The following is a 21,746-nucleotide window of genomic DNA, read 5'->3' as shown; positions in this document are numbered from 1 at the left end:
ATGTTCGACTCCGTGCGCGACGACCTGCGCGCCACCCTGGACGAGATCCGCGCCGCCGGCCTGCACAAGCCCGAGCGGGTGATCGGCAGCCCGCAGTCCGCGACCGTGCGGGTCACCGCCGGCGGCCGTCCGGGCGAGGTCCTCAACTTCTGCGCCAACAACTACCTCGGCCTCGCCGACCACCCCGAGGTCGTCGCCGCCGCCCACGACGCACTGGACCGCTGGGGCTACGGCATGGCCTCCGTGCGGTTCATCTGCGGTACGCAGGAGGTGCACAAGGAACTGGAGAGCCGGCTGTCGGCGTTCCTCGGCCAGGAGGACACGATCCTGTACTCCTCCTGCTTCGACGCCAACGGCGGCGTGTTCGAGACGCTGCTCGGCCCCGAGGACGCGGTCATCTCCGACGCCCTCAACCACGCCTCGATCATCGACGGCATCCGGCTGTCCAAGGCCCGCCGCTTCCGCTACGCCAACCGCGATCTGGCCGACCTGGAACGGCAGTTGAAGGAGGCCACCGAAGGCGGCGCGCGCCGCAAGCTGGTGGTCACCGACGGCGTCTTCTCCATGGACGGCTACGTGGCGCCGCTGCGCGAGATCTGCGACCTCGCCGACCGCCACGACGCGATGGTCATGGTCGACGACTCGCACGCCGTCGGCTTCGTCGGCCCCGGCGGCCGCGGCACGCCCGAGTTGCACGGGGTCATGGACCGCGTCGACATCATCACCGGCACGCTGGGCAAGGCGCTGGGCGGCGCGTCCGGCGGCTACGTGGCGGCCCGCGCGGAGATCGTCGCCCTGCTGCGCCAGCGCTCGCGCCCCTACCTCTTCTCCAACACCCTCGCCCCCGTGATCGCGGCGGCCTCGCTGAAGGTGCTGGACCTGCTGGAGGCGGCGGACGACCTGCGCGTCCGACTGGCCGAGAACACCGCCCTGTTCCGCCGCCGGATGACCGAGGAGGGCTTCGACGTCCTGCCCGGCGACCACGCCATCGCCCCGGTGATGATCGGGGACGCGGCGCGCGCGGGACGCCTGGCGGAACTGCTGCTGGAGCGTGGCGTGTACGTCATCGGCTTCTCGTATCCGGTCGTGCCGCAGGGCCGGGCGCGGATCCGGGTGCAGCTGTCCGCGGCGCACTCGACGCAGGACGTGAACCGGGCGGTCGACGCGTTCGTGGCGGCGCGGGCCGAGCTGGAGGCGTGAGCCGGCGGGGCCGTCGGAACCGGCGGGCCACCAGGGCCCCGGCTGTTTCCGGTCGTTTGAGAGAATCGGTCCCATGATCGAGGCGCGGCGGCTCCACATCCTCCGTGCGGTGGCCGACCACCGCACGGTCACGGCGGCTGCCGCCGCGCTCTATCTCACCCCGTCGGCCGTGTCCCAGCAGCTGACCGCCCTGGAGCAGGAGACCGGCCACCGGCTGGTCGAGCGCGGCGCCAGGGGCGTCCGGCTGACCCCGGCCGGCGAGATCCTGCTGGCCCACACCAACGCGGTGCTGGCCCAGCTGGAGCGGGCCGAGGCGGAACTGGCCGCGTACGGCTCGGGCGCGGCCGGCACGGTCACGGTCGCCTCCTTCGCGACCGGCATCGCCCTGGTCGTGGCCCCGGCGCTGGCCCGGCTGACCGTCTCGGCGCCCGGCATCCACCTCCGCGTCCAGGACGCCGAGGGCGACGCGAGTCTGCCGATGGTGCTGGACCGGCTCGTGGACGTCGCGGTAGCCGTCGAGTACCGCGGGGCCCCGCCGGCCGACGACCCCCGCCTGACCCACGTGCCGCTGTACGCCGAGCCCTTCGACGCGGTCGTCCCGGTCACCCACCGTCTCGCCGACACCGACGAGGTGCCGCTCGCCGAGCTGGCCAAGGACCCGTGGATCGGCCCCTACCCCGGCAACCCGTGCCATGACGTGGTGGTGCTGGCCTGCGAGAACGCGGGATTCCAGCCCCGCCTGGAGCACTCCTCGGACGACTTCCGCGCGGTCGTCGCGCTGGCCTCCGCCGACGCGGGAGTGGCCCTCGTGCCCCGTTCCGCGCTGCGCGGCATGGACCTCACGGGTGTGGCCGTACGGCCGGTCGACGCGGTGGCACCCACCCGCCGGGTGTTCGCGGCGGTCCGGCGCGGCGCCGAGGACCACCCCCTGATCCGGCCGGTGCTGGACGCGCTCGGCGAAGCGGCCGCGACGTAACCCGCCCGTCTCATATCCGGGATATGGTCCCGGATATGAGACAGAATGGTGTGCGCCGTGACGCGACCGAGGCCCGGCCTCCCGTGCCCGATGACGACGCGCGTCTGGACACCCGGCTCGGCACCCGCCTCGCCGAGCTGCGCTCCGAACGCGGCTGGTCCCTGGGCGAGTTGGCCGAGCGCAGCGGGGTCAGCAGGTCCACCCTCTCGCGCGCCGAGCGGGCGGAGACCAGCCCCACCGCCGCACTGCTCAACCGCCTGTGCGCGGTGTACGGCCGCACCATGTCCCAGCTGCTCAGCGAGGTCGAGACGGCCCCCGTACCGCTGCTGCGGGCCGCCGAACAGCCGGTGTGGCAGGACAGGGCCTCCGGGTTCCTGCGACGGTCGGTGTCCCCGCCGCACGCGGGGCTGCGCGGCGAACTCGTCGAGGGCCGGCTCGCCGCCGGGGCCGACATCGCCTACGACCGGCCACCCGTGCCGGGGCTGGAACAGCACGTCTGGGTCCTGGAAGGGGCGCTCCAGGTGACGGCGGGCGACACCGCGCACGATCTCGGCGCGGGGGACTGTCTGCGGCTGCGGGTGTGGGGGCCGACCCGGTTCCGCTGCGCCGGCCCCACCGGAGCGCGCTACCTGCTCGCGGTGGTGCTGCCGTGATCGTGACCCGACTGGACGGGGCCCGACTGGACGCCTGGACGGACGACTTGGCCGGCCTGCTGGTCGACGCCGTGGACGGCGGCGCCTCGGTCGGCTTCCTCGCGCCGCTCGACCACCGCGCGGCCGCCGCCTGGTGGCGGGACCGCACCGGCCCGGTCGCCGCGGGCCGGTACGCCGTGTGGGCGGCGCACGACGGGACGCGGGTGGTCGGCACCGTGAGCCTCGCCTTCCCCGACAAACCCAACAGCCGCCACCGTGCCGAGCTGGTCAAGCTGCTGGTGCACCGGGACGCCCGCGGTCGCGGACTCGGCCGCGGGCTCCTGCGTACGGCGGAGCGCGAGGCCGCGTCGGCCGGTGTCATCCTGCTCCACCTGGACACCGAGACCGGCAGTCCCGCCGAGTCCCTGTACCGCTCGGCCGGCTGGACGAGGGCCGGCGTGATCCCCGACTACGCGGCGGAGCCGGGCGGAGCCCTGCGGCCGACGACGCTCTTCTACAAGCCCCTGGAGGCACCGGCGCCCGGAAGCGGGGGCGGCGGCCTCTGGTGAGCGGGTGGGCGCCGCCGGGGACGTGCTCACCGGGTGACTGTCAGTGCGAGCGGCTACGGTGCCTGTCATGCCCGACGCCGAAGACGCACGCCGTATCGCCCTGTCCCTGCCGGAGACGACGGAGAAGACCGCCTGGAACATGCCCACGTTCCGGGTGGCGGGCAAGATGTTCGCCACGCTGCCCGAGGAGGAGACCTCCATGGCGGTGCGCTGCCCCAAGGAGGAGCGCGACGAACTGGTCCTGGCGGAACCCGGGAAGTTCTGGATCGCGGACCACGAGGCGCAGTTCGCCTGGGTCCGGGTCCGGCTCGCCGAGGTGGAGGACGAGGCCGAGCTGAGGGACATCCTCGCCGACACCTGGCGGCAGGCGGCCCCGCCCAGGCTGATCGAGGACCACCCCGAGCTGGGGCCGGCCCCGCGTTAAGGGTGCGCGACCACCGAGCCAAGTGCGGTATTGTTTCCCTGCACGTTCGGCCCGGGGAAACCCCAGGTCAGACGGACACCGGGACGTGGCGCAGCTTGGTAGCGCACTTGACTGGGGGTCAAGGGGTCGCAGGTTCAAATCCTGTCGTCCCGACGGTGTGAGGGGCCTTCGCGGGCGAAAGACCGCGGAGGCCCTTTCGCGTGCCCCCGCGGCCCGATGCCCGCAGCCTTCTCGGCCTCCCCTGCGCCGGCGGCCCTCCCGGCCCCTCCCTCCCCGCCCCCTCCGTCTCTCTCCGCCGTCCTCGGCCCTTCCCGTCCCTCGTCGGCCCTTCCCGGCCCTTCCCCGTCTTCCGGCTCTTCCTCTACGCCTATCAGTTGACATAGAATAATTAGATAGATAAATGAGCTAGTGGTGGCGAGGAGTGGCCGTGGACTTCGGGCTGACCGACGAGCAGGACATGTTGCGCGCGACGGCACGGCAGTTCGTCGCCGACGTGTGTCCGGCCGAGAAGGCCAAGCAGTGGGACGAGGAGGGCACCGTGCCGCCCGAACTGTTCGGGGGCATGGCCGACCTCGGCTGGTTCAGCCTCCCGTTCGGTGAGGACGAGGGCGGTGACGGCGGAGGGCCGGTCGAGCTCGTCCTCATCGCCGAGGAACTGGGCCGGGCCAGCTTCGACGTCGCCATGTGCTACATCGGCGTGCTCATCCCCGGCATCACGGTGTTCCGGTGGGGTGACGAGGCGCAGCGCGCCTTCATCCGCGAACAGGTCATGACCGGACGCCACCGGCTCGCCGTCGGCCTCAGCGAGCCGGACAGCGGGTCCGACGCCGCCGCCCTGCGCACCAGCGCCGAGGACCACGGCGACCACTTCCTGGTCCGCGGCCAGAAGGCATGGTGCACCGGCGGCGGACTGCCCGACACGACCATCGCCACCTACGTGCGCACGGGCCCCCGCGAACCCAAGCACGGCGGTATCAGTCTGCTGCTCGTCGATCCCTCGACCAAGGGCGTCGAGGTGCGCCGGACGCCCACCCTGGCACGCCACATCCTGGGCACCAACGAGGTCTTCTTCAACGACGTCCTGGTGCCGAAGGAGAACCTGGTCGGCCCGCGCGACGAGGGCTGGAAGGTGATGCTCTCCAACATCGAGCTGGAGAAGGTCATCATCACCGGGGGCTACCTGGGCGCCGCACAGGCCACCCTGGACGAGATGCTGGAGTACGCCCGTACCCGGCACGCGTTCGGCCGTCCGATCGGTAACTTCCAGGCGCTCGCCCACGCCATGGCCGACCTGCAGACCGAGATCGACTCCGCCCGGCTGCTCGCCTACCGGGCCGCCTGGCTGCTCGCCCAGGGCAAGCCGTGCACCCGGGAGGGCTCGATGGCCAAGCTGAAGGGCTCCGAGACGTACGTGGCGGCCGCCCGGCTGGGCATGCAGGTCTGCGCGGGTCACGGCTTCTCCACGGAGAGCGTGATGAGCTTCCGCTACCGTGAGTCGATCGTGGCGACGATCTCCGGCGGGACCAGCCAGATCCAGCGCAACGGCATCGCGCGCAGCATGGGCCTGCGGTCCTACTGACGTCCGCCCGGCTCCGGTACCGGCGTGAGCGCCGGCACCGGAGCCCTTCGCGGCTCAGCCGCCGGCCCCCGGGCCGCCGGAGTCCGACTGCCCCGCCAGCCACGCCTGGTGGCGGGCGAAGTGGCCCTGGTCCCGGGTGACCCAGATGCCGGAGGCGCGAGCCAGCACGGCGCGGGTCGGGAGCAGCACCATCTCGCCCCTGATGTACCAGCGCGAGCCCTCGCGCCGCTCGACCCAGGCCCGCACCCGAAGCGGCCGCTGCACCGGCACCGGCTTCACGAAGCTCACGGTCAGCTCCGCCGTCACGCTCAACACCCGGTGCAGCAGCGGGAGATGACCGAGGCAGTCGTCCAGTACGGCGGCCGTCCAGCCGCCGTGCGCGACCTCGGGGCCGCCCTCCTGGTCCCGGGGGCAGGCCAGTTCGAAGACGGCCGCGCCCTCGTCGTCGAGCCGCTCGCGCTGCACTCCCAGGCGGCAGGAACCGGCGACGCGGCACGCGCCGCACAGCGCCACCCCGCCCGGGGTGCGCGGCGGCTCCTGGAAGTCGGCCCCGGCCCGGTGACCGGCCGGTGCGGTGGCCGCGGGCTCGCCCGTACTCGTCGACATGTGGTGACTCCTCGGATCAGACATCGGCAAGCAGCGGGCGCAGCTTCCCGGCGATGAGCTGGACCTGGCGGGCCACCATGTCCTCGGGCATCCCGGCCAGCGAGGCCCACAGGAACACCCCTTCGACCGGCAGCCCCGCCACGTACGACCTGATGGCGTCGGCGACGTCCTGCGGGGTGCCGTAGAGGAACTGGCCGACGCCGGTCGACTTCAGGCCCGTCTCCCGCCACTTCTCGGGGTCGATCGGCCGCGGGGCGGGCTGGTCGGTGCCCTCGACCATGTACCGGCGGTAGCTGTCCCACTGGTACGCCAGGTGCTTGCGGACCACCGGCCAGTCGCCGTCGGGGTCCTCGGTGACGAACGTGGTGAACGAGCCCTGCATCCGGGCCCTCGACGGGTCGTACCCGCTCTCGGCGAGCCCGTCGCGGTACGGAGTCAGCAGGGCGGGGTTGAGCGACAGCAGTCCGGTGCCCAGCCGGCCGGCCCGGCGGGCGCCCTGCGGGCCCTGGTAGCCGAGCCAGATCGGCAGCGGGTCCTGGACCGGGCCGGGGGTGACCAGGGACTCGGCCCACAGCCCGCGGATCTCCCGCACCCGCTGGTCGGTCGTGGAGTAGCGCCTGGTGAGGTCGGCGCCGTACAGCGCGTACTCGGGTACCCGGTAGCCGGTGCCGAGACCGAGGTCCAGGCGTCCGCCGCTGATGATGTCGACGAGCGCCGCCTGTTCGGCGAGCTCGGGCGCCGCGTGCAGCGGCGCGGGGATCACCGCCGTGCCCAGCCGCACCCGCCGGGTGCGGGCGGCGGCGGCCGCAGCCATGGTGAGCGGCTGCGGCAGGTAGCCGTCCTCGAAGCCGTGGTGCTCGGAGAACCACACCGAGTCCAGGCCCAGCAGGTCCGCCTCCTCGCACATCTCCAGCGCGAAGCCGTAGACCCGGGACCAGCTCTGCCGCCACGGCGGAGGGTTGCGCAGGTCGAAGTAGATGCCCACCTTCATGGGGGACCACCTCCCGTTGTGTTGTCCGCCAGCCGGATCGCCGCCCGGGCGACGGCGACGCCGTGCCCGGGCGGCAGCAGCCGTACCGGCCTCAGTTCCAGTGCCTCGATCTCCGGCAGGTCCTCGACCATCGCCGAGATCCGCAGGACGGTCTCCTCCAGCGCCGTCAGATCCACCCCGGCACCACCGGCCCGGCCGTCCAGCAGGGGAGCCGCCCGCAGCGAGCGGACCATCTCCCTCGCGTCACGGTCGGTCAGCGGAGTGACCCGGTGGGCCACGTCCGCCATGAGGTCGGCGTAGTCACCGGTGAGACCGAAGGCGATCACCGGGCCGAACACCGGGTCCGCGCTGACGGACAGGAAGGCGTCCGGGCCGGGACCCGGTCCGGTGTCGGCGACGGCGATGCCGTAGGCGTCCAGCAGCTCGGTGACCAGCGCGTCCGGGACGGGTCCGGGCGCGCGCCCGGCGACGAGCGAGCGGCCGCGGTCGGTGTCGACTCCCGGGAGATCCGGGACGACACCGGCGGCCGTGCCGCGCCACGCCTGGTAGGCCGCCGCGTGCCCGAGCGAGGTCGCCGCCGCCTCGGGGAAGGTGTACGTCGGCACGACCAGCCCGCCCCGGTGCAGCAGGTCGGCGACGCCCGCACCGCCGAGGAAACTGGTCACCACCGGCTTCGCGGGCGCCGCCGCGGCCGCGTCGAGGATGGCCGAGGCGACCTCGTCGGGCTTGTCCGCGAGCGGCGGCATGAACAGGACGACGGCGGCGTCGATGCCGTCGTCGGCCAGCACCGCGTCCAGCGCCTGCCGGTAGTGCGCGGCGGTGGCCATGGGCGTCAGGTCGATCGGGTTGGCGACCTCGGCCCGCGGCGAGAGGGCCGTCCGCAGGGTCCGCCGGGTGCGCTCACCGAGCGCGGGCACGCTCAGCCCGCTGCCCGCGCAGGCGCCCACGGTCAGTGCGGCGGGCCCGCCGGCGTTGGTGATCACGGCGACCCGGTTGCCGGGCGGCGGCGGCTGGTGGGCCAGCAGCAGCGCCACGTCGAAGAGTTCCTGGAGGCTGCGGGTGCGGATCACCCCGGACTGGGCGAACAGGGAACTCACCGCGGAGTCCCCGTGGCCCGGGTGCACGGCGACGATCGGCTTGCGCGGCGCGACCCGGCGGGCGATGCGGGCGAAGCGCCGGGGATTGCCGAAGGTCTCGACGTGGAGCAGGATCACCGAGGTCGCGGGGTCCTCCTCCCACCACTGCAGGAGGTCGTTGGTCGACACGTCGACGGCGTGGCCCACCGACACGAAGCCGGAGAAGCCGAGCCGCAGCCGCCGGGCGAAGTCGAGCACCGCGAGCCCCAGCGGCCCCGACTGGCTGGACATCGCCACCCGGCCGGGTGTGGGCAGCGCGGGCGAGAAGGTCGCCGCCAGCCGGGCCGCGGGCGTCGTGTTGACCACGCCCATGCAGTTGGGGCCCACCAGCCGCATCCCGGAGGCGCGGGCGAACCGGGCCAGCTCCAGCTCGGTCGCCCGGCCCGCGGCACCGGCCTCGCCGAAGCCCGTCGAGACGACGACCACCGCCTTCACCCCGGCCTCCGCGCACTCCCGTACGACGTCGGGCACCGCCTCGGCCCGTACGGCCACCAGTGCCAGGTCCGGGGGTTCGGGAAGGTCCCGCACGGCGGGGTAGGCGCGGGCTCCGGCGATCTGCGCGGCCCGCGGGTTGACCGGGAAGACACTGCCGCGGAAACCGCCCCGCAGCAGGTTGGCGACGATCTCGTGACCGATCGTCAGGGGGCTGCGGTTGGCGCCGATCACCGCCACCGAGCGCGGTTCGAGCAGCGGCCGCAGCGAACGCCGCAGGGCCGTGTGCTCACGGCGTTCGGCCCGCGCCGTGGCCTGGGCCTGCGGGTCGATGGCGATCTCGAAGTGGATGATCTGGCCGGGCGGCCCGGTCTCGATCCGGTAGCCGGCGCCGCCGAACACGTTGATCATGCGGTCGTTGTCGGCGAGGACGTCCGCCTCCAGCACGCGGACGCCCCGGGCCCGGGCGGCCGCGGCGATGTGCTCAAGCAGCAGCCGCCCGAAGCCCTCGCTCTGGTGGTCGTCGCGGATGGTGAAGGTGACCTCGGCGTGCTCCGGCTCCTCGGGGTCGCGGACGTAGCGCACCAGGCCGGCGATCTCGTCGCCGGCCAGGGCGACGAGCGCCAGTTCGTTGAGGTAGTCCACGTGCGCGCCGCGCCGGATGACGTCGTCGCGGGCGCGGACCACCGGGCCGAGGGACCGGTAGGCCAGGGTCGCCCGGGACAGGCCGCCGACGAAGCGGACCAGGCGGTCGGCGTCCTCGGGCCGGATCGGCCGCACGAACGTCGACCGCCCGGTCCGCACGAGCCCGGGGCGCTCCAGATCCTCGGGGTACGGCCGTTCCGGGTGCTCCGGGTGCTCCGGGTGCGGGGATGTGGTCACGGGGTGTGCCGTCCGGTGCCGGTGCCCTCGGCGCCGCTCAGACGGCCGCCTCCTGGGGGGTCTGGGCCGGCAGGTGGAAGAGCTCGTTGAAGGTGCCGCGGGTGACGCGCTCGCGGATGTCGTCGGGCACGCCGTCGAACAGCTCGTGCAGGGTGGACTGGGTGTGGCCGTAGGTGCCTTCGAGGTGGGGGTAGTCGTCGCCCCACATCACGTTGCGGTAGCCGGTGGACTCGACGATCTCCACCGAGCTCTTGTCGTGCTGGAAGGAGGCGTACACCTGCTGCCGGATGATCTCGCTGGGCAGCCGGTCCAGCTTCGGCCGGACGAACATGCCGTGCTGGCGGTACGCCTCGTCCATCCGGTCGCCGATGGCCGGTACCCAGCCCGCGCCGCCCTCCGCGATCAGGATCTTCAGGTCCGGGTGCCGGTCCAGCGCACCGCCCGCGACCATGTGCGACACCACGCGCATGCCCGGGTAGGTGGTCTCCATGTAGTTGACGACGGCGCCGCCGGGGCCCCGGAAGACGACGTTCTCGCCGCCGGTGCCGATGTGGAAGCCGAGCACCAGGCCGGTCCGCTCGGCCGCCGTCCACAGCGGCTCCCAGCGGTCGAGGGCGTACTCCTCACCGGGTCGGGTGCCGCACGGCAGGAAGACCGACTGGAAGCCCATCCCGGCCACCCGCTCGACCTCCGCCACGGCGTCCTCGACGTTCGCCGTCGAGACGCAGGCGGGGGTGATGACGCGCTTGTTCCTGCCGAGGACCTCGGAGTGCGCCCAGTCGTTCCAGGCCTTCACGGTCTCCCGGGCGAGTTCCCGCTCGGTGATCGTCACCAGCCAGAACCCCATGGAGGGGAAGGCCAGTTGGCCCCAGACGCCCTCCTGGTCCAGGTCCTTGAGCCGGACGTCCAGGTCGCGGGCGCCCGGCGGCCTCATGGCGTCCATGAAGTCGTTGAGCTGGCGGTCGATGCGCTCGCCGTCGATGTAGAGCACCTCGTACTTCTCGCCGCGCTCGCTGCGCGGCGCCCGGTCGGCCAGCCGGGGCGGGAGCGCCTCGGTCCACAGGTCGTCCGGTTCCATCACGTGGGAGTCCCCCGAGTTGACCCAGATCTTCGTCATGGCACTCCTTCGGGTCAATGGATACAATCAGTTAAACAGTTTAGGTGTTTCGCAGGCCGGGTGGAAGTCCGGGAGGGGTCCGGATCAGCTCCGGCGCCGCTCGATCTCCTCGACCAGCTGCGGGAGGACCTGGAAGAGGTCACCGACCACGCCGTAGTCGGCCAGCTCGAAGAGGGGCGCGTCCGCGTCCTTGTTGACGGCGACGATGGTCTTGGACGTCTGCATGCCCGCGCGGTGCTGGATCGCCCCGGAGATGCCGGCGGCGAGGTAGAGCTGCGGGGAGACCTGCGTGCCGGTCTGGCCGACCTGGTGGCTGTGCGGGTACCAGCCGGCGTCCACCGCCGCACGGGAGGCCCCGACAGCCGCGCCGAGGGCGTCGGCGACCCGCTCGATCACGGCGAAGTTCTCGGCGCCGTTGACCCCGCGGCCGCCGGAGACCACGATGTCCGCCTCGGTCAGCTCGGGCCGGTCGCCGCGCTCGCGCGGGGTGCGGGACAGGACCCGGACCGCGGCGGAGGCCGGGCCGAAGGCGACGTCGGGCTTCTCCACGACGGGGGTCACCGGCGCCGGTTCGGGGGCGACCGCGTTGGGCTTGACCGTGATGACCGGCACGCCCTGGGTGACGTGCGCCGTGACCTGGTAGGTCGCCGCGAACGCGGACTGCTCGGTGACCGGGCCGTCCGGACCGGCCGTCACGTCGACCGCGTCGGTCACCAGACCCGACTCAAGGCGGAGCGCGAGCCGGGCGGCGGTCTCCTTGCCGTCCGGGCTCGACGTCAGGAGGATCGCCGCGGGGGCGCCGCCGCCGGCGATCCGGGTGAGGGCGTCGACGGCCGGGGTGACCAGGAATTCCTGGACCTCCGGGGCGTCCACGACGTAGATCCTCCGTGCGCCGTACCGGCCGAGGACCTCGGTCGCGGTGTCCGCGCCGGGTCCGAGGAGGACGGCCGAGGGTTCGCCCAACCGGCGCGCCAGGGTGAGCAGTTCGAGGGTCGTCTTGCGTACGGCGCCGTCGCTGTGGTCGACGAGGACGAGGATCTCGGCCACGGTGATGCACTCCTCTTTGCCGGGAACGGGTCGGAACGGGGGAGGGGGAGATCGGAACGGGGAAGGGGGAGGGAGGGGCGGGGCGGGTATGAGAGGCCGGGGGTGCGGGTGGCCGGGGCGCGGGGCCGGGGTGCCCGCACCGGTCAGACGAACTTCTTCGCGGTGAGGAACGCGGCGAGCGCGGCCCCGCCCGTGCCGTCGTCGGCGACTATCTCGCCCTGGGTGCGCGCGGGGCGCCGGGTGGCGGTGTCCACCGCCGAGCGCGCCCCGCGGCGGCCCACCTGTGCGGGGTCGATGCCTAGGTCGGCGAGGTCGAGGGTCCGCACCGGCTTCTTCTTGGCGGCCATGATCCCCTTGAAGGAGGGGTAGCGGGCGTCGCCGGAGCGGTCGGTCACCGACACCACGGCCGGCAGGGCCGCGTCGATCCGCACGGTCGCGCTGTCGCCCTCGCGGCGGCCCCCGACCGTGCCGTCCCCGACCGTCAGCTCCTCGACGTAGGTGAGGGCCGGGACACCCAGGCGTTCGGCCAGTAGCGCCGGTACGACGCCCATCGTGCCGTCCGTCGAGGCCATCCCGCACAGCACGAGGTCGAAACCGTGCCGTTCGAGGGCCCGGGACAGCACGAGCGAGGTGCCGAACGCGTCGCTGCCCTCGATGTCCTCGTCGCTGACGTGGATCGCCGAGTCGCCGCCCATGGCCAGCGCCTTGCGCAGCGCGTCCCGCGCGTCCTCGGGGCCGACGGTGAGGTAGCTGATCTCGGCGTCGACGCCCGACTCGGCGATCCGCAGGGCCTGCTCGACGGCGTACTCGTCCAGCTCGGACAGCAGGGAGTCCGCCGACGCGCGGTCGGTGGTGCCGTCCTCGGTGAAGGTGCGGTCGGCGCCCGCGTCAGGCACGTGCTTCACACAGACAACGATCTTCACAGCACCCTCCAAGAGGTCTAATGAGTGCTAATAGCTAACTATATAAATCGGCAGAAGGCGAGCCTCCGCTTCGAATCCGTCGAATTGGTTGACTAATTGCGCTGATAGCTGGAAGATCTGGTCAGCTGAGCCGCGAGGAGGCGACATGGTCGACGACAGGGACACCGGTGAGCGGTACTTCGAGCCACAGGTGGAGACCATGCCTCGCGAGGAACTCCGCGCGCGGCAGGAGGAGCGGGTGGTCGAACTCGTCGAGTACGCCTACGCCAACTCCGCCTTCTACCGCGAGCTGTGGGACGAGCACGGGGCCCATCCGCGGGACGTCCGCACCCTGGAGGACTTCCGGGCCCGGATCCCGTTCATCACGAAGGACATGGTGCGCGCCTACCGGGCCCGCACCGGCGACCCCTTCGGCGGGCTGCTGTGCGTCCCCACCGAGGAGCTGACCTCCGTCTCCTCCAGCTCGGGCACCACCGGCGACCCGGAGTTCTTCGCCGAGATCTGGCAGGACGCGCCGCCGCTGGTGACCGCGCAGGTGCGTGACCTGTGGGAGCTGGGCCTGCGCCCGGGCGACCGGGTGCTCAGTCCGCCCGGCACCTTCCGCAACCTCATGGACCCCGGCTACCAGGCGCTCGGCGCGGTGGTGATCGAGGTGGACACCTGGCTCGGCAGGATGCACGAGGTCGTCGAGGCGCTGCGCACCTACCGGCCGGCCTACCTCCAGATGATGTACCCGCAGATGGTGGAGCTGGAGCGGCTTGCCGAGCAGGTGGACCTGAAGGAGGCGTTCTCCTCCCTCAAGGGCGCCTCCTGCGCCGGGCAGCCCCTCAGCCGCAGGATGCGCGAGCGGATCCGTGACGACTGGGGCATCGACGTCTACGAGTACACCAGCGCCGCCGACACCGGCACCGCCTGGGAGTGCCGCGAACACGACGGCTTCCACCTCTGGGAGGACACCGTCTTCGCGGAGTGCGTGGACGTCGGCACGAACGGCTGGAGCGACGCCGCCGAGGGCGACCTCGGCGAACTCGTCGCCACCGACCTGGACAACCGCGCCGCCCCGCTGATCCGCTACCGCAGCGAGGACCTGGTCCGGCTGTCCCGGGACACCTGCGGATGCGGGCGCACGCACGCCCGCATGTGGGTGGCGGGGCGGCGCGGTGACGAGACGCTGGTCCGGGGCCGGTCCGTGGTCCTGCGGGACGTCTGGCTGGCGGTGGAGGACCAGCCGGAGACGGTCGCCGGGGTGTTCCAGATCGTCCGCGACCGCCGTGAGGTCGACGAACTGCGGCTGCGCGTCGGCTACGACCCCCATCTCACCGTCGACGTGGACGCGCTGGCCGGCCGGCTTGGCGAGGCCGTGCGCGAGCGCACCGGGGTCAAGCCCGTCCTCGACATGCGCACCGAGGAGGACCTGTTGAAGACCATGACCAGCGTCGCGAAGTTCCCCCGGGTGGTGAAGAGCTGATGGCCCGCGCCGACACCCTCGCCCGGGCCAGGAACCTCGACCGGCCCGAACTCGCCTACCTCGTCCGCTTCCGCGCCGCCGACGGCATCACCGACATGGAGCTGACCTGGGCGGAACTCGCCCGGGACACCGCCTGGGTGACCGGGGCGCTGCGCGGGCACGGCCTGGCCGCCGGGCAGCGGGCGCTGCTCAACACCTCCGGCTTCGAGGGGTTCTGGGGGCGGGCGGTGATCGGCGCCCTGAGCGAGCTGAAGGTGACGTACGGCATCGCCGAGGCGATGGGCTGGGACCACCGCCGTACCGCCGTCTTCCACCGCGAACTGAACCCGCACGCGGTGATCGGGCTGTCCGCCGACACCCTGGAAGGGCTCGCCGGCGCCGCCGACGTCGCCGAGATGTTCCGGTCGACCTCCGTGGTCCTGGCCCGCCCCGGCGCCGTGCCCGTGCTGCGCGGACTCGGCATCCCCGCCGCCCTGATCGCGGCCGTGGGACCCGCCCTCGTCCTGGAGTGCCCCGAGCGGCACGGCGGGCACGTCAACGCCGCCGAGTGGCGCATCGGCGAACGGGACGGGGAGCTGTTCGTGGCGGCGGGCGAGCAGCGCACGTCGTCGCTGCCCGAGACGCCGCTCGGCATCGCGGGCCGTGTCGTCACCGGCAGCTGTGCCTGCGGCAGCGAGGACCCACGGGTCCAGCTCGCCGAGGCCGGCCTCTCACTGTGAGCAAGGAGCTGAGGATGTCTGAACGAGTGGTCGACGGCCGTGTGGTGGTCGTCACCGGCGCCGGCAACGGCATCGGGCGGGCGCACGCACTGGCGTTCGCCGCGCAGGGGGCGAAGGTCGTGGTCAACGACCTGGGCGGCGGGCGGGACGGGGCGGGCGCCTCGGCCGGACCCGCGCAGAGCGTGGTGGACGAGATCGTCGCGGCCGGCGGCGAGGCGGTGGCCAACACCGACGACATCTCCTCCTGGGACGGCGCCGCCCACCTGGTCCGGCAGGCCGTGGACACCTACGGCGGCCTGGACGTGCTGGTGAACAACGCGGGCATCCTGCGCGACCGGATGATCGTGTCGATGACCGAGCGGGACTTCGACAGTGTGCTCGCCGTCCACCTCAAGGGCAGCTTCGCCACCCTGCACCACGCGGCCGCCTACTGGCGCGAGCGCGCCAAGTCCGGGCTGAGCAACGACGCCCGGGTGATCAACACGACCTCGCCGTCCGGCATCTTCGGCAACCCCGGCCAGTCCAACTACGGCTCGGCCAAGGCCGGGATCGCCGGCCTCACCCTCATCGCCGCCGCCGAACTCGCCCGCTACGGCGTGACGGTGAACGCCATCGCGCCCACCGCGCTGACCCGGCTCACCGAGGACATCGAGATGATGCGACGGGCCGCCGAGGCGCAGGACCTCACCCCGGAGGCCATCTCACCGCTGGTGGTGTGGCTCGGCTCGGCCGCCTCCCGCGAGGTCACCGGCCGGGTGTTCGGCGTCGTCGGCAGCCGGATCACCGTCCTGGAGGGCTGGGTCAACGGCCCCGCCGCGAGCACCGACACCCGGTGGACCCCGGAGGAGCTGACCTCCGTCGTGCCCAACCTGGTGGCCAAGGCCGCCCCGAACGCGGACGCCCTCGGCAACCGGAACGGAGCCTGAGATGACGACGACACGACGACCGGTCGCCGAGGGCCTGTTCACCTGGCCCGCCTCGGAGACCGAGCCACCCCGGCTGATCGCCTCCGAGTGCGCGGACTGCGGCCTGGTGAGCTTTCCCGCCGCCACGGACTGCGTCCGGTGCGCGAGCGGGGAGTCGAAGGAGCGGCTGCTGGCGGACCGCGGCACCCTGTGGACGTACACCACCCAGGACTTCCGTCCGCCGTCCCCGCCGTACGACGGACCGGCCGCCTTCGAGCCGTACGCCGTGGGATACATCGAGCTGCCCGGTGAGCTGCTGGTCGAGGCCCGCCTCACCGAACCCGACCCGGACAGGCTCCGCATCGGACAGGACATGCGGCTGACGCTCGTGCCCTACACCGTGCAGGACGACGGAACCGAGGTCATGACGTTCGCGTTCGCCCCGGCCGAGGAGGAGACACCGTGACCGAGGCTGTCATCATCGGGGTGGGACTCCACCCGTTCGGCCGCTTCCCCGGCAAGCCCGCGCTGGACATGGGCGCCGACGCGGTCCGCCTCGCACTCGCCGACGCGGGCGTGACCTGGCCGCAGATCCAGGGCGGCTACATCGGCAGCTACGAGGTCGCCAACCCGGACGCGATCGTCGGCCGCCTCGGCCTGACCGGGGTGCCGCTGCGCGGGGTGTTCAACGGCTGCGCCACGGCCGGTACGGCGGTGGCGCTGGCCGCGAAGGCCATCGAGACCGGCGAGCACGGCCTGACCATCGCCATCGGCCTGGACAAGCACCCGCGCGGCGCGTTCGCCGCCGACCCGTCGGTGGCCGGCATCCCCGCCTGGTACGGGCAGACCGGAATGTTCCTGACCACCCACTTCTTCGGCATGAAGATCAACCGCTACATGCACGACCACGGCATCTCCCACGAGACGCTGGCCCGGGTCGCCTCGAAGAACTTCCGCAACGCGGCCGGCAACGACAAGGCCTGGCGGCGCACCCCCCTCACCCCCGAGGAGGTCCTCGCCTCGCCGGTCCTCAACCACCCCCTGCGCCAGTTCATGTACTGCGGCCCGAACGAGGGCGCCGCCGCCCTGGTGCTCTGCCGCGCCGACCAGGCGCACAGGTACACCTCCACCCCCGTACGGGTCCGCGCCACCGCCCTGCGCAGCCGCAGACTCGGCGCCTTCGAGGTGCAGAGCCCGTCCTTCCCGGTCGGGGAACCGGTCGACAGCCCGACGGTGGACGCCTCCCGGGCGGCCTACGAGCTCGCGGGCATCGGCCCCGAGGACGTCGACGTCGCCCAGCTCCAGGACACCGACGCCGGGTCGGAGATCATCCACATGGCCGAGAACGGCCTCTGCAAGGACGGCGAGCAGGAACGCCTCGTCGCGGCCGGCGCCACCGAGATCGGCGGCCGGCTCCCGGTCAACACCGACGGCGGACTGCTCGGCAACGGCGAACCGATCGGCGCCTCCGGGCTCCGCCAGATCCACGAGATCGTGCTCCAGCTGCGCGGCACGGCCGGCCCCCGGCAGATCTCCGGCACGCCCCGCGTCGGCTACACCCACCTGTACGGCGCGCCCGGCGTGTCGGCGGTGACGATCCTCTCGACCTGACTCGTTCGGAGCGCACACGCGATGGCAGACAACACCCGGGACTTCGCCGCCGAGGCGCGCCGCTTCCTCGACGCGCACGTGGCGAAGGCCCCCGACCCCGCCGCCTTCACCTGGGGCGAGGGCGACGACTCGACGGCCTACTTCAGCAGCCTGCCGCCCGAGGAGGAACGCGAGCACGTGCAGCGGGCGCGGGAGTGGCAGCGCATCCGCCACGAGAACGGCTTCGGCTGGATCACCGGCCCGCCCGAGTACGGCGGCCGCGGCCTGACCCCCGTGCACGACCTGGTCTACGACGCCGTCGAGTCCGAGTACGACGTCCCCGACACCGGTGTGCTCTCCGTGGTGGGCCTCGGCATGATCGGCCCGACGATCCTCGCCCACGCCCAGCAGCACCTCAAGGACCGCTGGCTGCCGGCGATGTACCGCGGGGACGCCATCGCCTGCCAGCTGTTCAGTGAGCCCGGCGCGGGCTCGGACCTGGCGAGCGTGAGCACCCGCGCCGTCCGGGAGGGCGACGACTGGGTCCTCGACGGGCAGAAGGTGTGGACGTCGGTCGCCCACCACAGCCAGATCGGCATCGCGCTGACCCGCACGAACCCCGGCGCGCCCAAGCACCGCGGCATCACGGCCTTCCTGGTCCCGATGGACGCGCCCGGCGTGGAGGTCAGGCCGCTGCGCCAGATGACCGGCGGCGCCGACTTCAACGAGGTCTTCCTCACCGGCGTCCGCGTCCCCGACGACCACCGCCTCGGCGAGGTCGACGGCGGCTGGACGGTCGCCCTGACCACCCTGATGAACGAACGGGCCACCGTCGGCAGCGAGGGCGCGGGCCCGGTGGCCGCCGCCCTCTCCCCGGACCGGCTCTCGGCGCTCATGCGCGCCACCTGGACCTGGGACGACCGCGCCCTGCGCGCCCGCCTCGCGGAACTCCTGGTGGACGCCATGGCCACCGGCCACCTCAACGCGCGCGCCGGGCGCACCCTGCGCGCCGGGGTCGCACCCGGCCCCGAGCGGTCCGTCTCCAAACTGATGTACGCCCAGAACCTGACCCGCGCCGCGCACTTCGTGTCCGACACCCTCGGCCCCCGGCTGATCGCCGACACCGGCCGCTGGGGCACCTACGCCTGGACCGAACTGCTGCTCGCCACACCGGCGTTGCGCATCCTCGGAGGCACCGAGGAGATCATGAAGAACATCCTCGCGGAACGCGTCCTCGGCCTGCCCAGGGAACCGGTGAGCCCCGCTGCCAAGGAGGTGCGTCCGTGACCGCCGAAGAGAGCGAACTGCGCGAACTGCGGTCCGCCGTAAGGGAGTTCCTGGAGGCCAAGTCGCCGGAGGAAGCCGTCCGCAAGCTGATGGAGAGCGAACCGCGCTTCGATCAGGCGGTGTGGGCGCAGGCCGCCGACCAGCTGCGTCTGCCGGGCCTCGCGATCCCCGAGGAGTACGGGGGTGACGGCTTCGGACTCGTCGAACTCGGCGTCGTACTGGAGGAGATGGGCCGTGCGCTGCTGTGCGCGCCGTTCTTCGCCACCGTCGTCCTGGCGGCGCAGGCCCTGCTTGCCTCCGGCGACCGTGCGGCCTGCGCGCGCCACCTGCCGGGCATCGCCGCCGGCCGGACCACGGCCACCCTCGCCGTCGCCGAGGACAGCGGCTCCTGGGACCCCGCCCTGATCTCCGCGCGGGCCCGCCCCGACGGGAAGGGCGGCTGGCGGCTGAGCGGCGGCAAGTGCTTCGTCGTCGACGGTACGACGGCCGATCTGCTCCTCGTGGTCGCCCGCACCGTCGCGGGCCCCTCCCTGTTCGCCGTGGACCGGCGCGCGCCCGGACTGGCCGCGGAGCCCCTGGAGACCCTGGACGCCACCCGCGCCATGGCCCGGCTGACCCTGGACGCCGTGCCCGCCGTGCTCGTCGGCGCGGACGGGGCGGCCGGCCGGGTCATGGCCCGGGTCCTGGACGTCGCCTCGGTCGGGCTGGCCGCAGAGCAGGCGGGCGGGGCCCGCCGGTGCCTGGAGACGAGCGCCGAGTACGCCCGCACCCGGTACCAGTTCGGCCGGCCGATCGGCTCGTTCCAGGCGGTCAAGCACAAGTGCGCCGACATGCTGGTCCAGGTGGAACTGGCCGAGGCGTCCGCCCGCGAGGCGGCCCGGCTGGCCGCGGAGGAGTCGCCCGGGTTCCCGGTCGCGGCGGCGGTGGCGCACGCCTGCTGCTCCCGCGCGTACGTGTTCGCGGCCGCGGAGAACATCCAGGTGCACGGGGGCATCGGCTTCACCTGGGAGCACCCGGCCCACCTGTACTTCCGGCGGGCCAAGTCCTCGCAGCTGCTGTTCGGCGGACCGGCGGTCTACCACGAGCGGCTGCTGGACCGGCTCGGCATCTGACCCGGCCGCCCGGCCCTGAACCGGGCGGCCGCCCGGCGTCCCGGCGCCACGTCCACACCTGGTCGGCGCTGCCCGCACCGCGCCGCACCGCACCGCCTGGACCGCCAGACCGATCTTTCGGGCGCACGCCGCGACCGTCGTGGCGACCCGGCGCGGTGCGGCACCGTCCGGCGAGAGGCACGCCGCGGGTCCCCACCGCGCATCTGATGTGCGCGGTGTTCGCGTGCCGTGTTCCGCGCGGGGACGGAGCTGTCGGCAGGACATGCGACGGGCGGTCGATGTCACCTGTGTCCGTTCGCACCGCGCCGGCACGGAGGCCGTCCAGCCCGAACGGACACATGGCCTACCGGCGCGGGGCGGGCAGCCTGTTCACTCGGCGACCGTGCCGGCCAGCTTGATGAGGGCTTCGGCTGCCGGGCCCGAGGAGGCCGGGTTCTGGCCGGTGATCAGCAGGCCGTCCCGCACGACGTGGGGCTGCCAGTCGCCGACCTTGGAGTAGACGCCGCCCAGACCCTTGAGTTCGTCCTCGACGAGGAACGGGACGATCTTGGTGAGTTCGACGCCCTCCTCCTCGGTGTTGGTGAACCCGGTGACCTTCCGGCCCCGCACCAGCGGGGTGCCGTCCTCGTTGACGGCGTGGCGCAGGACGCCGGGCGCGTGGCAGACCAGGGCGAGCGGCTTGCCCGAGCGCAGGGTGGTCTCGATCAGGCGCACCGAGTCGGTGTCCTCGGCCAGGTCCCACAGCGGGCCGTGGCCGCCGGGGTAGAAGACGGTGTCGAAATCCTCCACCGAGACGGAGTCCAGGCGCACCGTGTTCGCGAGCGCGGAGGTCGCCTCCGCGTCGGCCTCGAACCGGCGGGTCTGCTCGGTCTGGAAGGCGGTCTCGTTGCTCTTGGGGTCCAGCGGAGGCCGGCCGCCCTTGGGGGAGGCGAGGGTGATCTCCCAGCCGGCCTCCTTGAAGTGGTAGTAGGGCGCCGCCAGTTCCTCCAGCCAGAACCCGGTCTTGAGGCCGGTGTCGCCCAGCGTGTCGTGCGAGGTGAGGACGATCAGGACCTTCATGGTGCTCTCCTGTTTGAGTAGACCAGTCGTATTCGAACGGGCGAAGAAGCGCGCCCCGTGTCTCGGTCGCCCGGACCGGGAGGCGTGAACTGCCCCTATGCGTTGAGGAGTCGGCGCGTCATCGCCGTGGTGGCGTCGAGAGGTTCGAGGCTGCGATGGATCTTCGCCATGACGCTGGCACCGAGCCACATGTCGTAGAGGACCTGCGCCGTTTCGAGCGGCGCGCCGTCTGTCGCGATCGATCCGTCGCTGAGACCACTGGAGATGGTCCGCTCGAGACGGTCGATGATCGCGCCTGTTCCTTCCTTGAGTGCCAGCCGCATCGGCTCGGAGAGGTCCGAGACCTCCGCTCCGAGTTTCACGGCGAGACACTTGCCCTGACACTCGTCGAAGCTCTGCGTCTCCCGCCACAGTTGCCAGTAGTCGAGCAGGCGCTCGCCGGCGGACCGGCCGGGCTGTGCGAGAACGCGGTCCATGTCGGCGAGGTACTCGTCGAAGTAACTCTTCAGCAGGGCCTCGCCGAAGGCGTCCTTGGAGACGAAGTAGTGATAGAAGGACCCCTTAGGGACGCCGGCCTCCGCAAGCACTTCGTTGAGGCCGACCGCGGAGTAGCCCTTGTGGGCCATGATCCGCTGGGCAGCGTCAAGGATGTTCCGACGGGTGTCGGCGCTGCGTGCTGTGGTGGCTGGCATGGTGGGAACTGTACGCCACGAATAGACCAGTCGTCTAGAGCGGGTTTCGGTTGACCGGGCCTCGGCTCGGACGCGGACGCGGGTGACCGCTGCCGTCGAAGAGGCCGGGGTGCGGCGGCGAAGCCCAGGCGGCCCCCGCGCTCGTCGTGGACGCCGAACGGGAGCTGCTCTTCCACCAGGCCGCCGGGCGGACGACGCCGGTGGCGGTGTTCAACGACCACCGCCGAACGCGCGAGCCAACCGCGTGTGGCGGCCGTTGTGCGTGAACGCCTCGGGTGGCGATCTCGGCTGCGAGTCGAGGTGCTGTCCATCCGGGGCGATCAGCGGGTGTAGGCGATGCGGCGGAAGTGGGCGCGTATCCGGAAAGTCGGCCGATCCGGGGTGGGTCGGCCGACCGTGA

Annotated in this window: 21 protein-coding genes and 1 tRNA gene; 14 read left to right on the top strand and 8 right to left on the bottom strand. The window is 72.7% G+C overall.

The genetic code is table 11. The features are described 5' to 3' along the window. The 7 genes from AC07AZ_RS32130 to AC07AZ_RS32100 all read left to right on the top strand — a co-directional run bounded on the left by AC07AZ_RS32130 (nt 1) and on the right by AC07AZ_RS32100 (nt 5,380). Complete coding sequence (locus AC07AZ_RS32130; RefSeq protein WP_478854014.1) at nt 1–1,200, top strand: glycine C-acetyltransferase; 1,200 nt, start codon at nt 1–3, stop codon at nt 1,198–1,200. A gap of 73 nt (nt 1,201–1,273) precedes the next feature. After that, nucleotides 1,274–2,176 carry a LysR substrate-binding domain-containing protein gene (locus tag AC07AZ_RS32125; RefSeq protein WP_478854012.1) on the top strand — a complete coding sequence of 301 codons (903 nt, stop codon included), beginning with the start codon at nt 1,274–1,276 and terminating at the stop codon, nt 2,174–2,176. A 35-nt stretch (nt 2,177–2,211) separates the two neighbouring features. Beyond that, on the top strand, nt 2,212–2,829 hold the full coding sequence (locus AC07AZ_RS32120) for a helix-turn-helix domain-containing protein (RefSeq protein ID WP_478854010.1): 618 nt from the start codon (nt 2,212–2,214) through the stop codon (nt 2,827–2,829). Then, nucleotides 2,826–3,377, top strand: a complete 552-nt coding sequence (locus tag AC07AZ_RS32115; RefSeq protein WP_478854008.1) for an N-acetyltransferase family protein — start codon at nt 2,826–2,828, stop codon at nt 3,375–3,377. Before AC07AZ_RS32120 ends, AC07AZ_RS32115 begins: the two co-directional genes overlap by 4 nt. A gap of 67 nt (nt 3,378–3,444) precedes the next feature. Then, nucleotides 3,445–3,801, top strand: coding sequence for an MmcQ/YjbR family DNA-binding protein (locus AC07AZ_RS32110; protein WP_478854006.1), 357 nt, complete (start codon nt 3,445–3,447; stop codon nt 3,799–3,801). Between the two features lie 79 nt (nt 3,802–3,880). Continuing rightward, nucleotides 3,881–3,954: transfer RNA gene (locus AC07AZ_RS32105), tRNA-Pro, on the top strand. Between the two features lie 274 nt (nt 3,955–4,228). Further along, nucleotides 4,229–5,380: an acyl-CoA dehydrogenase family protein gene (locus AC07AZ_RS32100; protein WP_478854004.1), complete on the top strand. Its 1,152-nt coding sequence runs from the start codon at nt 4,229–4,231 to the stop codon at nt 5,378–5,380. Between the two features lie 54 nt (nt 5,381–5,434). Here the strand turns inward: AC07AZ_RS32100 and AC07AZ_RS32095 are convergent, their stop codons facing one another. The 6 genes from AC07AZ_RS32095 to AC07AZ_RS32070 form a co-directional block, all read right to left on the bottom strand. Continuing rightward, nucleotides 5,435–5,986, bottom strand: a complete 552-nt coding sequence (locus AC07AZ_RS32095; RefSeq protein WP_478854002.1) for a PaaI family thioesterase — start codon at nt 5,984–5,986, stop codon at nt 5,435–5,437. Nucleotides 5,987–6,002: 16 nt separating this feature from the next. Beyond that, a complete protein-coding gene (locus tag AC07AZ_RS32090) occupies nt 6,003–6,977 on the bottom strand; it encodes an LLM class flavin-dependent oxidoreductase (protein ID WP_478854000.1) in 975 nt (324 codons plus the stop codon). Beyond that, nucleotides 6,974–9,427 carry a bifunctional acetate--CoA ligase family protein/GNAT family N-acetyltransferase gene (locus tag AC07AZ_RS32085; protein ID WP_478853998.1) on the bottom strand — a complete coding sequence of 818 codons (2,454 nt, stop codon included), beginning with the start codon at nt 9,425–9,427 and terminating at the stop codon, nt 6,974–6,976. Before AC07AZ_RS32085 ends, AC07AZ_RS32090 begins: the two co-directional genes overlap by 4 nt. A gap of 37 nt (nt 9,428–9,464) precedes the next feature. Beyond that, complete coding sequence (locus AC07AZ_RS32080; RefSeq protein ID WP_478853996.1) at nt 9,465–10,544, bottom strand: amidohydrolase family protein; 1,080 nt, start codon at nt 10,542–10,544, stop codon at nt 9,465–9,467. An 84-nt stretch (nt 10,545–10,628) separates the two neighbouring features. Next, nucleotides 10,629–11,591 carry an electron transfer flavoprotein subunit alpha/FixB family protein gene (locus AC07AZ_RS32075; protein WP_478853994.1) on the bottom strand — a complete coding sequence of 321 codons (963 nt, stop codon included), beginning with the start codon at nt 11,589–11,591 and terminating at the stop codon, nt 10,629–10,631. A gap of 143 nt (nt 11,592–11,734) precedes the next feature. Beyond that, nucleotides 11,735–12,496: an electron transfer flavoprotein subunit beta/FixA family protein gene (locus AC07AZ_RS32070; protein WP_478853992.1), complete on the bottom strand. Its 762-nt coding sequence runs from the start codon at nt 12,494–12,496 to the stop codon at nt 11,735–11,737. A 163-nt stretch (nt 12,497–12,659) separates the two neighbouring features. On the opposite strand from AC07AZ_RS32070, the gene AC07AZ_RS32065 reads away from it, so the two are divergent. The 7 genes from AC07AZ_RS32065 to AC07AZ_RS32035 are packed head-to-tail and all read left to right on the top strand — an operon-like array spanning nt 12,660 to nt 19,595. After that, nucleotides 12,660–13,982: a phenylacetate--CoA ligase family protein gene (locus AC07AZ_RS32065; RefSeq protein ID WP_478853990.1), complete on the top strand. Its 1,323-nt coding sequence runs from the start codon at nt 12,660–12,662 to the stop codon at nt 13,980–13,982. After that, on the top strand, nt 13,982–14,701 hold the full coding sequence (locus tag AC07AZ_RS32060) for a hypothetical protein (RefSeq protein ID WP_478853988.1): 720 nt from the start codon (nt 13,982–13,984) through the stop codon (nt 14,699–14,701). Before AC07AZ_RS32065 ends, AC07AZ_RS32060 begins: the two co-directional genes overlap by 1 nt. A gap of 14 nt (nt 14,702–14,715) precedes the next feature. Further along, nucleotides 14,716–15,627, top strand: a complete 912-nt coding sequence (locus tag AC07AZ_RS32055) for an SDR family oxidoreductase (RefSeq protein ID WP_478853986.1) — start codon at nt 14,716–14,718, stop codon at nt 15,625–15,627. 1 nt (nt 15,628) lies between these two features. Next, nucleotides 15,629–16,072: a Zn-ribbon domain-containing OB-fold protein gene (locus AC07AZ_RS32050; RefSeq protein ID WP_478853984.1), complete on the top strand. Its 444-nt coding sequence runs from the start codon at nt 15,629–15,631 to the stop codon at nt 16,070–16,072. Further along, complete coding sequence (locus AC07AZ_RS32045) at nt 16,069–17,217, top strand: thiolase family protein (protein ID WP_478853982.1); 1,149 nt, start codon at nt 16,069–16,071, stop codon at nt 17,215–17,217. Before AC07AZ_RS32050 ends, AC07AZ_RS32045 begins: the two co-directional genes overlap by 4 nt. A 21-nt stretch (nt 17,218–17,238) precedes the next feature. Beyond that, a complete protein-coding gene (locus AC07AZ_RS32040) occupies nt 17,239–18,483 on the top strand; it encodes an acyl-CoA dehydrogenase family protein (RefSeq protein WP_478853980.1) in 1,245 nt (414 codons plus the stop codon). After that, nucleotides 18,480–19,595, top strand: coding sequence for an acyl-CoA dehydrogenase family protein (locus AC07AZ_RS32035; protein ID WP_478853978.1), 1,116 nt, complete (start codon nt 18,480–18,482; stop codon nt 19,593–19,595). Before AC07AZ_RS32040 ends, AC07AZ_RS32035 begins: the two co-directional genes overlap by 4 nt. Before the next feature lie 369 nt (nt 19,596–19,964). Here AC07AZ_RS32035 and AC07AZ_RS32030 read toward each other — a convergent pair whose 3' ends face one another. Beyond that, nucleotides 19,965–20,654 (bottom strand): type 1 glutamine amidotransferase domain-containing protein, encoded by a 690-nt coding sequence (locus AC07AZ_RS32030; protein ID WP_478853976.1) that lies wholly within the window; start codon nt 20,652–20,654, stop codon nt 19,965–19,967. Nucleotides 20,655–20,749: 95 nt separating this feature from the next. Further along, complete coding sequence (locus AC07AZ_RS32025; protein WP_478853974.1) at nt 20,750–21,346, bottom strand: TetR/AcrR family transcriptional regulator; 597 nt, start codon at nt 21,344–21,346, stop codon at nt 20,750–20,752. Nucleotides 21,347–21,746: the final 400 nt, after the last annotated feature.

It is taken from the genome of Streptomyces sp. NPDC043878 (assembly GCF_056435735.1).
The sequence above is the reverse complement of the archived record's forward strand: the minus strand, read 5'-3'. Positions and strand labels throughout refer to the sequence as shown.

Excerpts from the sequence above, each read along its gene's own strand:
- AC07AZ_RS32080 (WP_478853996.1), bottom strand. The coding sequence starts at position 10,544 with ATGACGAAGATCTGGGTCAACTCGGGGGACTCCCACGTGATGGAACCG.
- AC07AZ_RS32025 (WP_478853974.1), bottom strand. The coding sequence starts at position 21,346 with ATGCCAGCCACCACAGCACGCAGCGCCGACACCCGTCGGAACATCCTT.
- AC07AZ_RS32120 (WP_478854010.1), top strand. The coding sequence starts at position 2,212 with ATGAGACAGAATGGTGTGCGCCGTGACGCGACCGAGGCCCGGCCTCCC.
- AC07AZ_RS32110 (WP_478854006.1), top strand. The coding sequence starts at position 3,445 with ATGCCCGACGCCGAAGACGCACGCCGTATCGCCCTGTCCCTGCCGGAG.
- AC07AZ_RS32030 (WP_478853976.1), bottom strand. The coding sequence starts at position 20,654 with ATGAAGGTCCTGATCGTCCTCACCTCGCACGACACGCTGGGCGACACC.
- AC07AZ_RS32125 (WP_478854012.1), top strand. The coding sequence starts at position 1,274 with ATGATCGAGGCGCGGCGGCTCCACATCCTCCGTGCGGTGGCCGACCAC.
- AC07AZ_RS32060 (WP_478853988.1), top strand. The coding sequence starts at position 13,982 with ATGGCCCGCGCCGACACCCTCGCCCGGGCCAGGAACCTCGACCGGCCC.
- AC07AZ_RS32090 (WP_478854000.1), bottom strand. The coding sequence starts at position 6,977 with ATGAAGGTGGGCATCTACTTCGACCTGCGCAACCCTCCGCCGTGGCGG.
- AC07AZ_RS32095 (WP_478854002.1), bottom strand. The coding sequence starts at position 5,986 with ATGTCGACGAGTACGGGCGAGCCCGCGGCCACCGCACCGGCCGGTCAC.
- AC07AZ_RS32055 (WP_478853986.1), top strand. The coding sequence starts at position 14,716 with ATGTCTGAACGAGTGGTCGACGGCCGTGTGGTGGTCGTCACCGGCGCC.
- AC07AZ_RS32065 (WP_478853990.1), top strand. The coding sequence starts at position 12,660 with ATGGTCGACGACAGGGACACCGGTGAGCGGTACTTCGAGCCACAGGTG.
- AC07AZ_RS32050 (WP_478853984.1), top strand. The coding sequence starts at position 15,629 with ATGACGACGACACGACGACCGGTCGCCGAGGGCCTGTTCACCTGGCCC.
- AC07AZ_RS32130 (WP_478854014.1), top strand. The coding sequence starts at position 1 with ATGTTCGACTCCGTGCGCGACGACCTGCGCGCCACCCTGGACGAGATC.
- AC07AZ_RS32040 (WP_478853980.1), top strand. The coding sequence starts at position 17,239 with ATGGCAGACAACACCCGGGACTTCGCCGCCGAGGCGCGCCGCTTCCTC.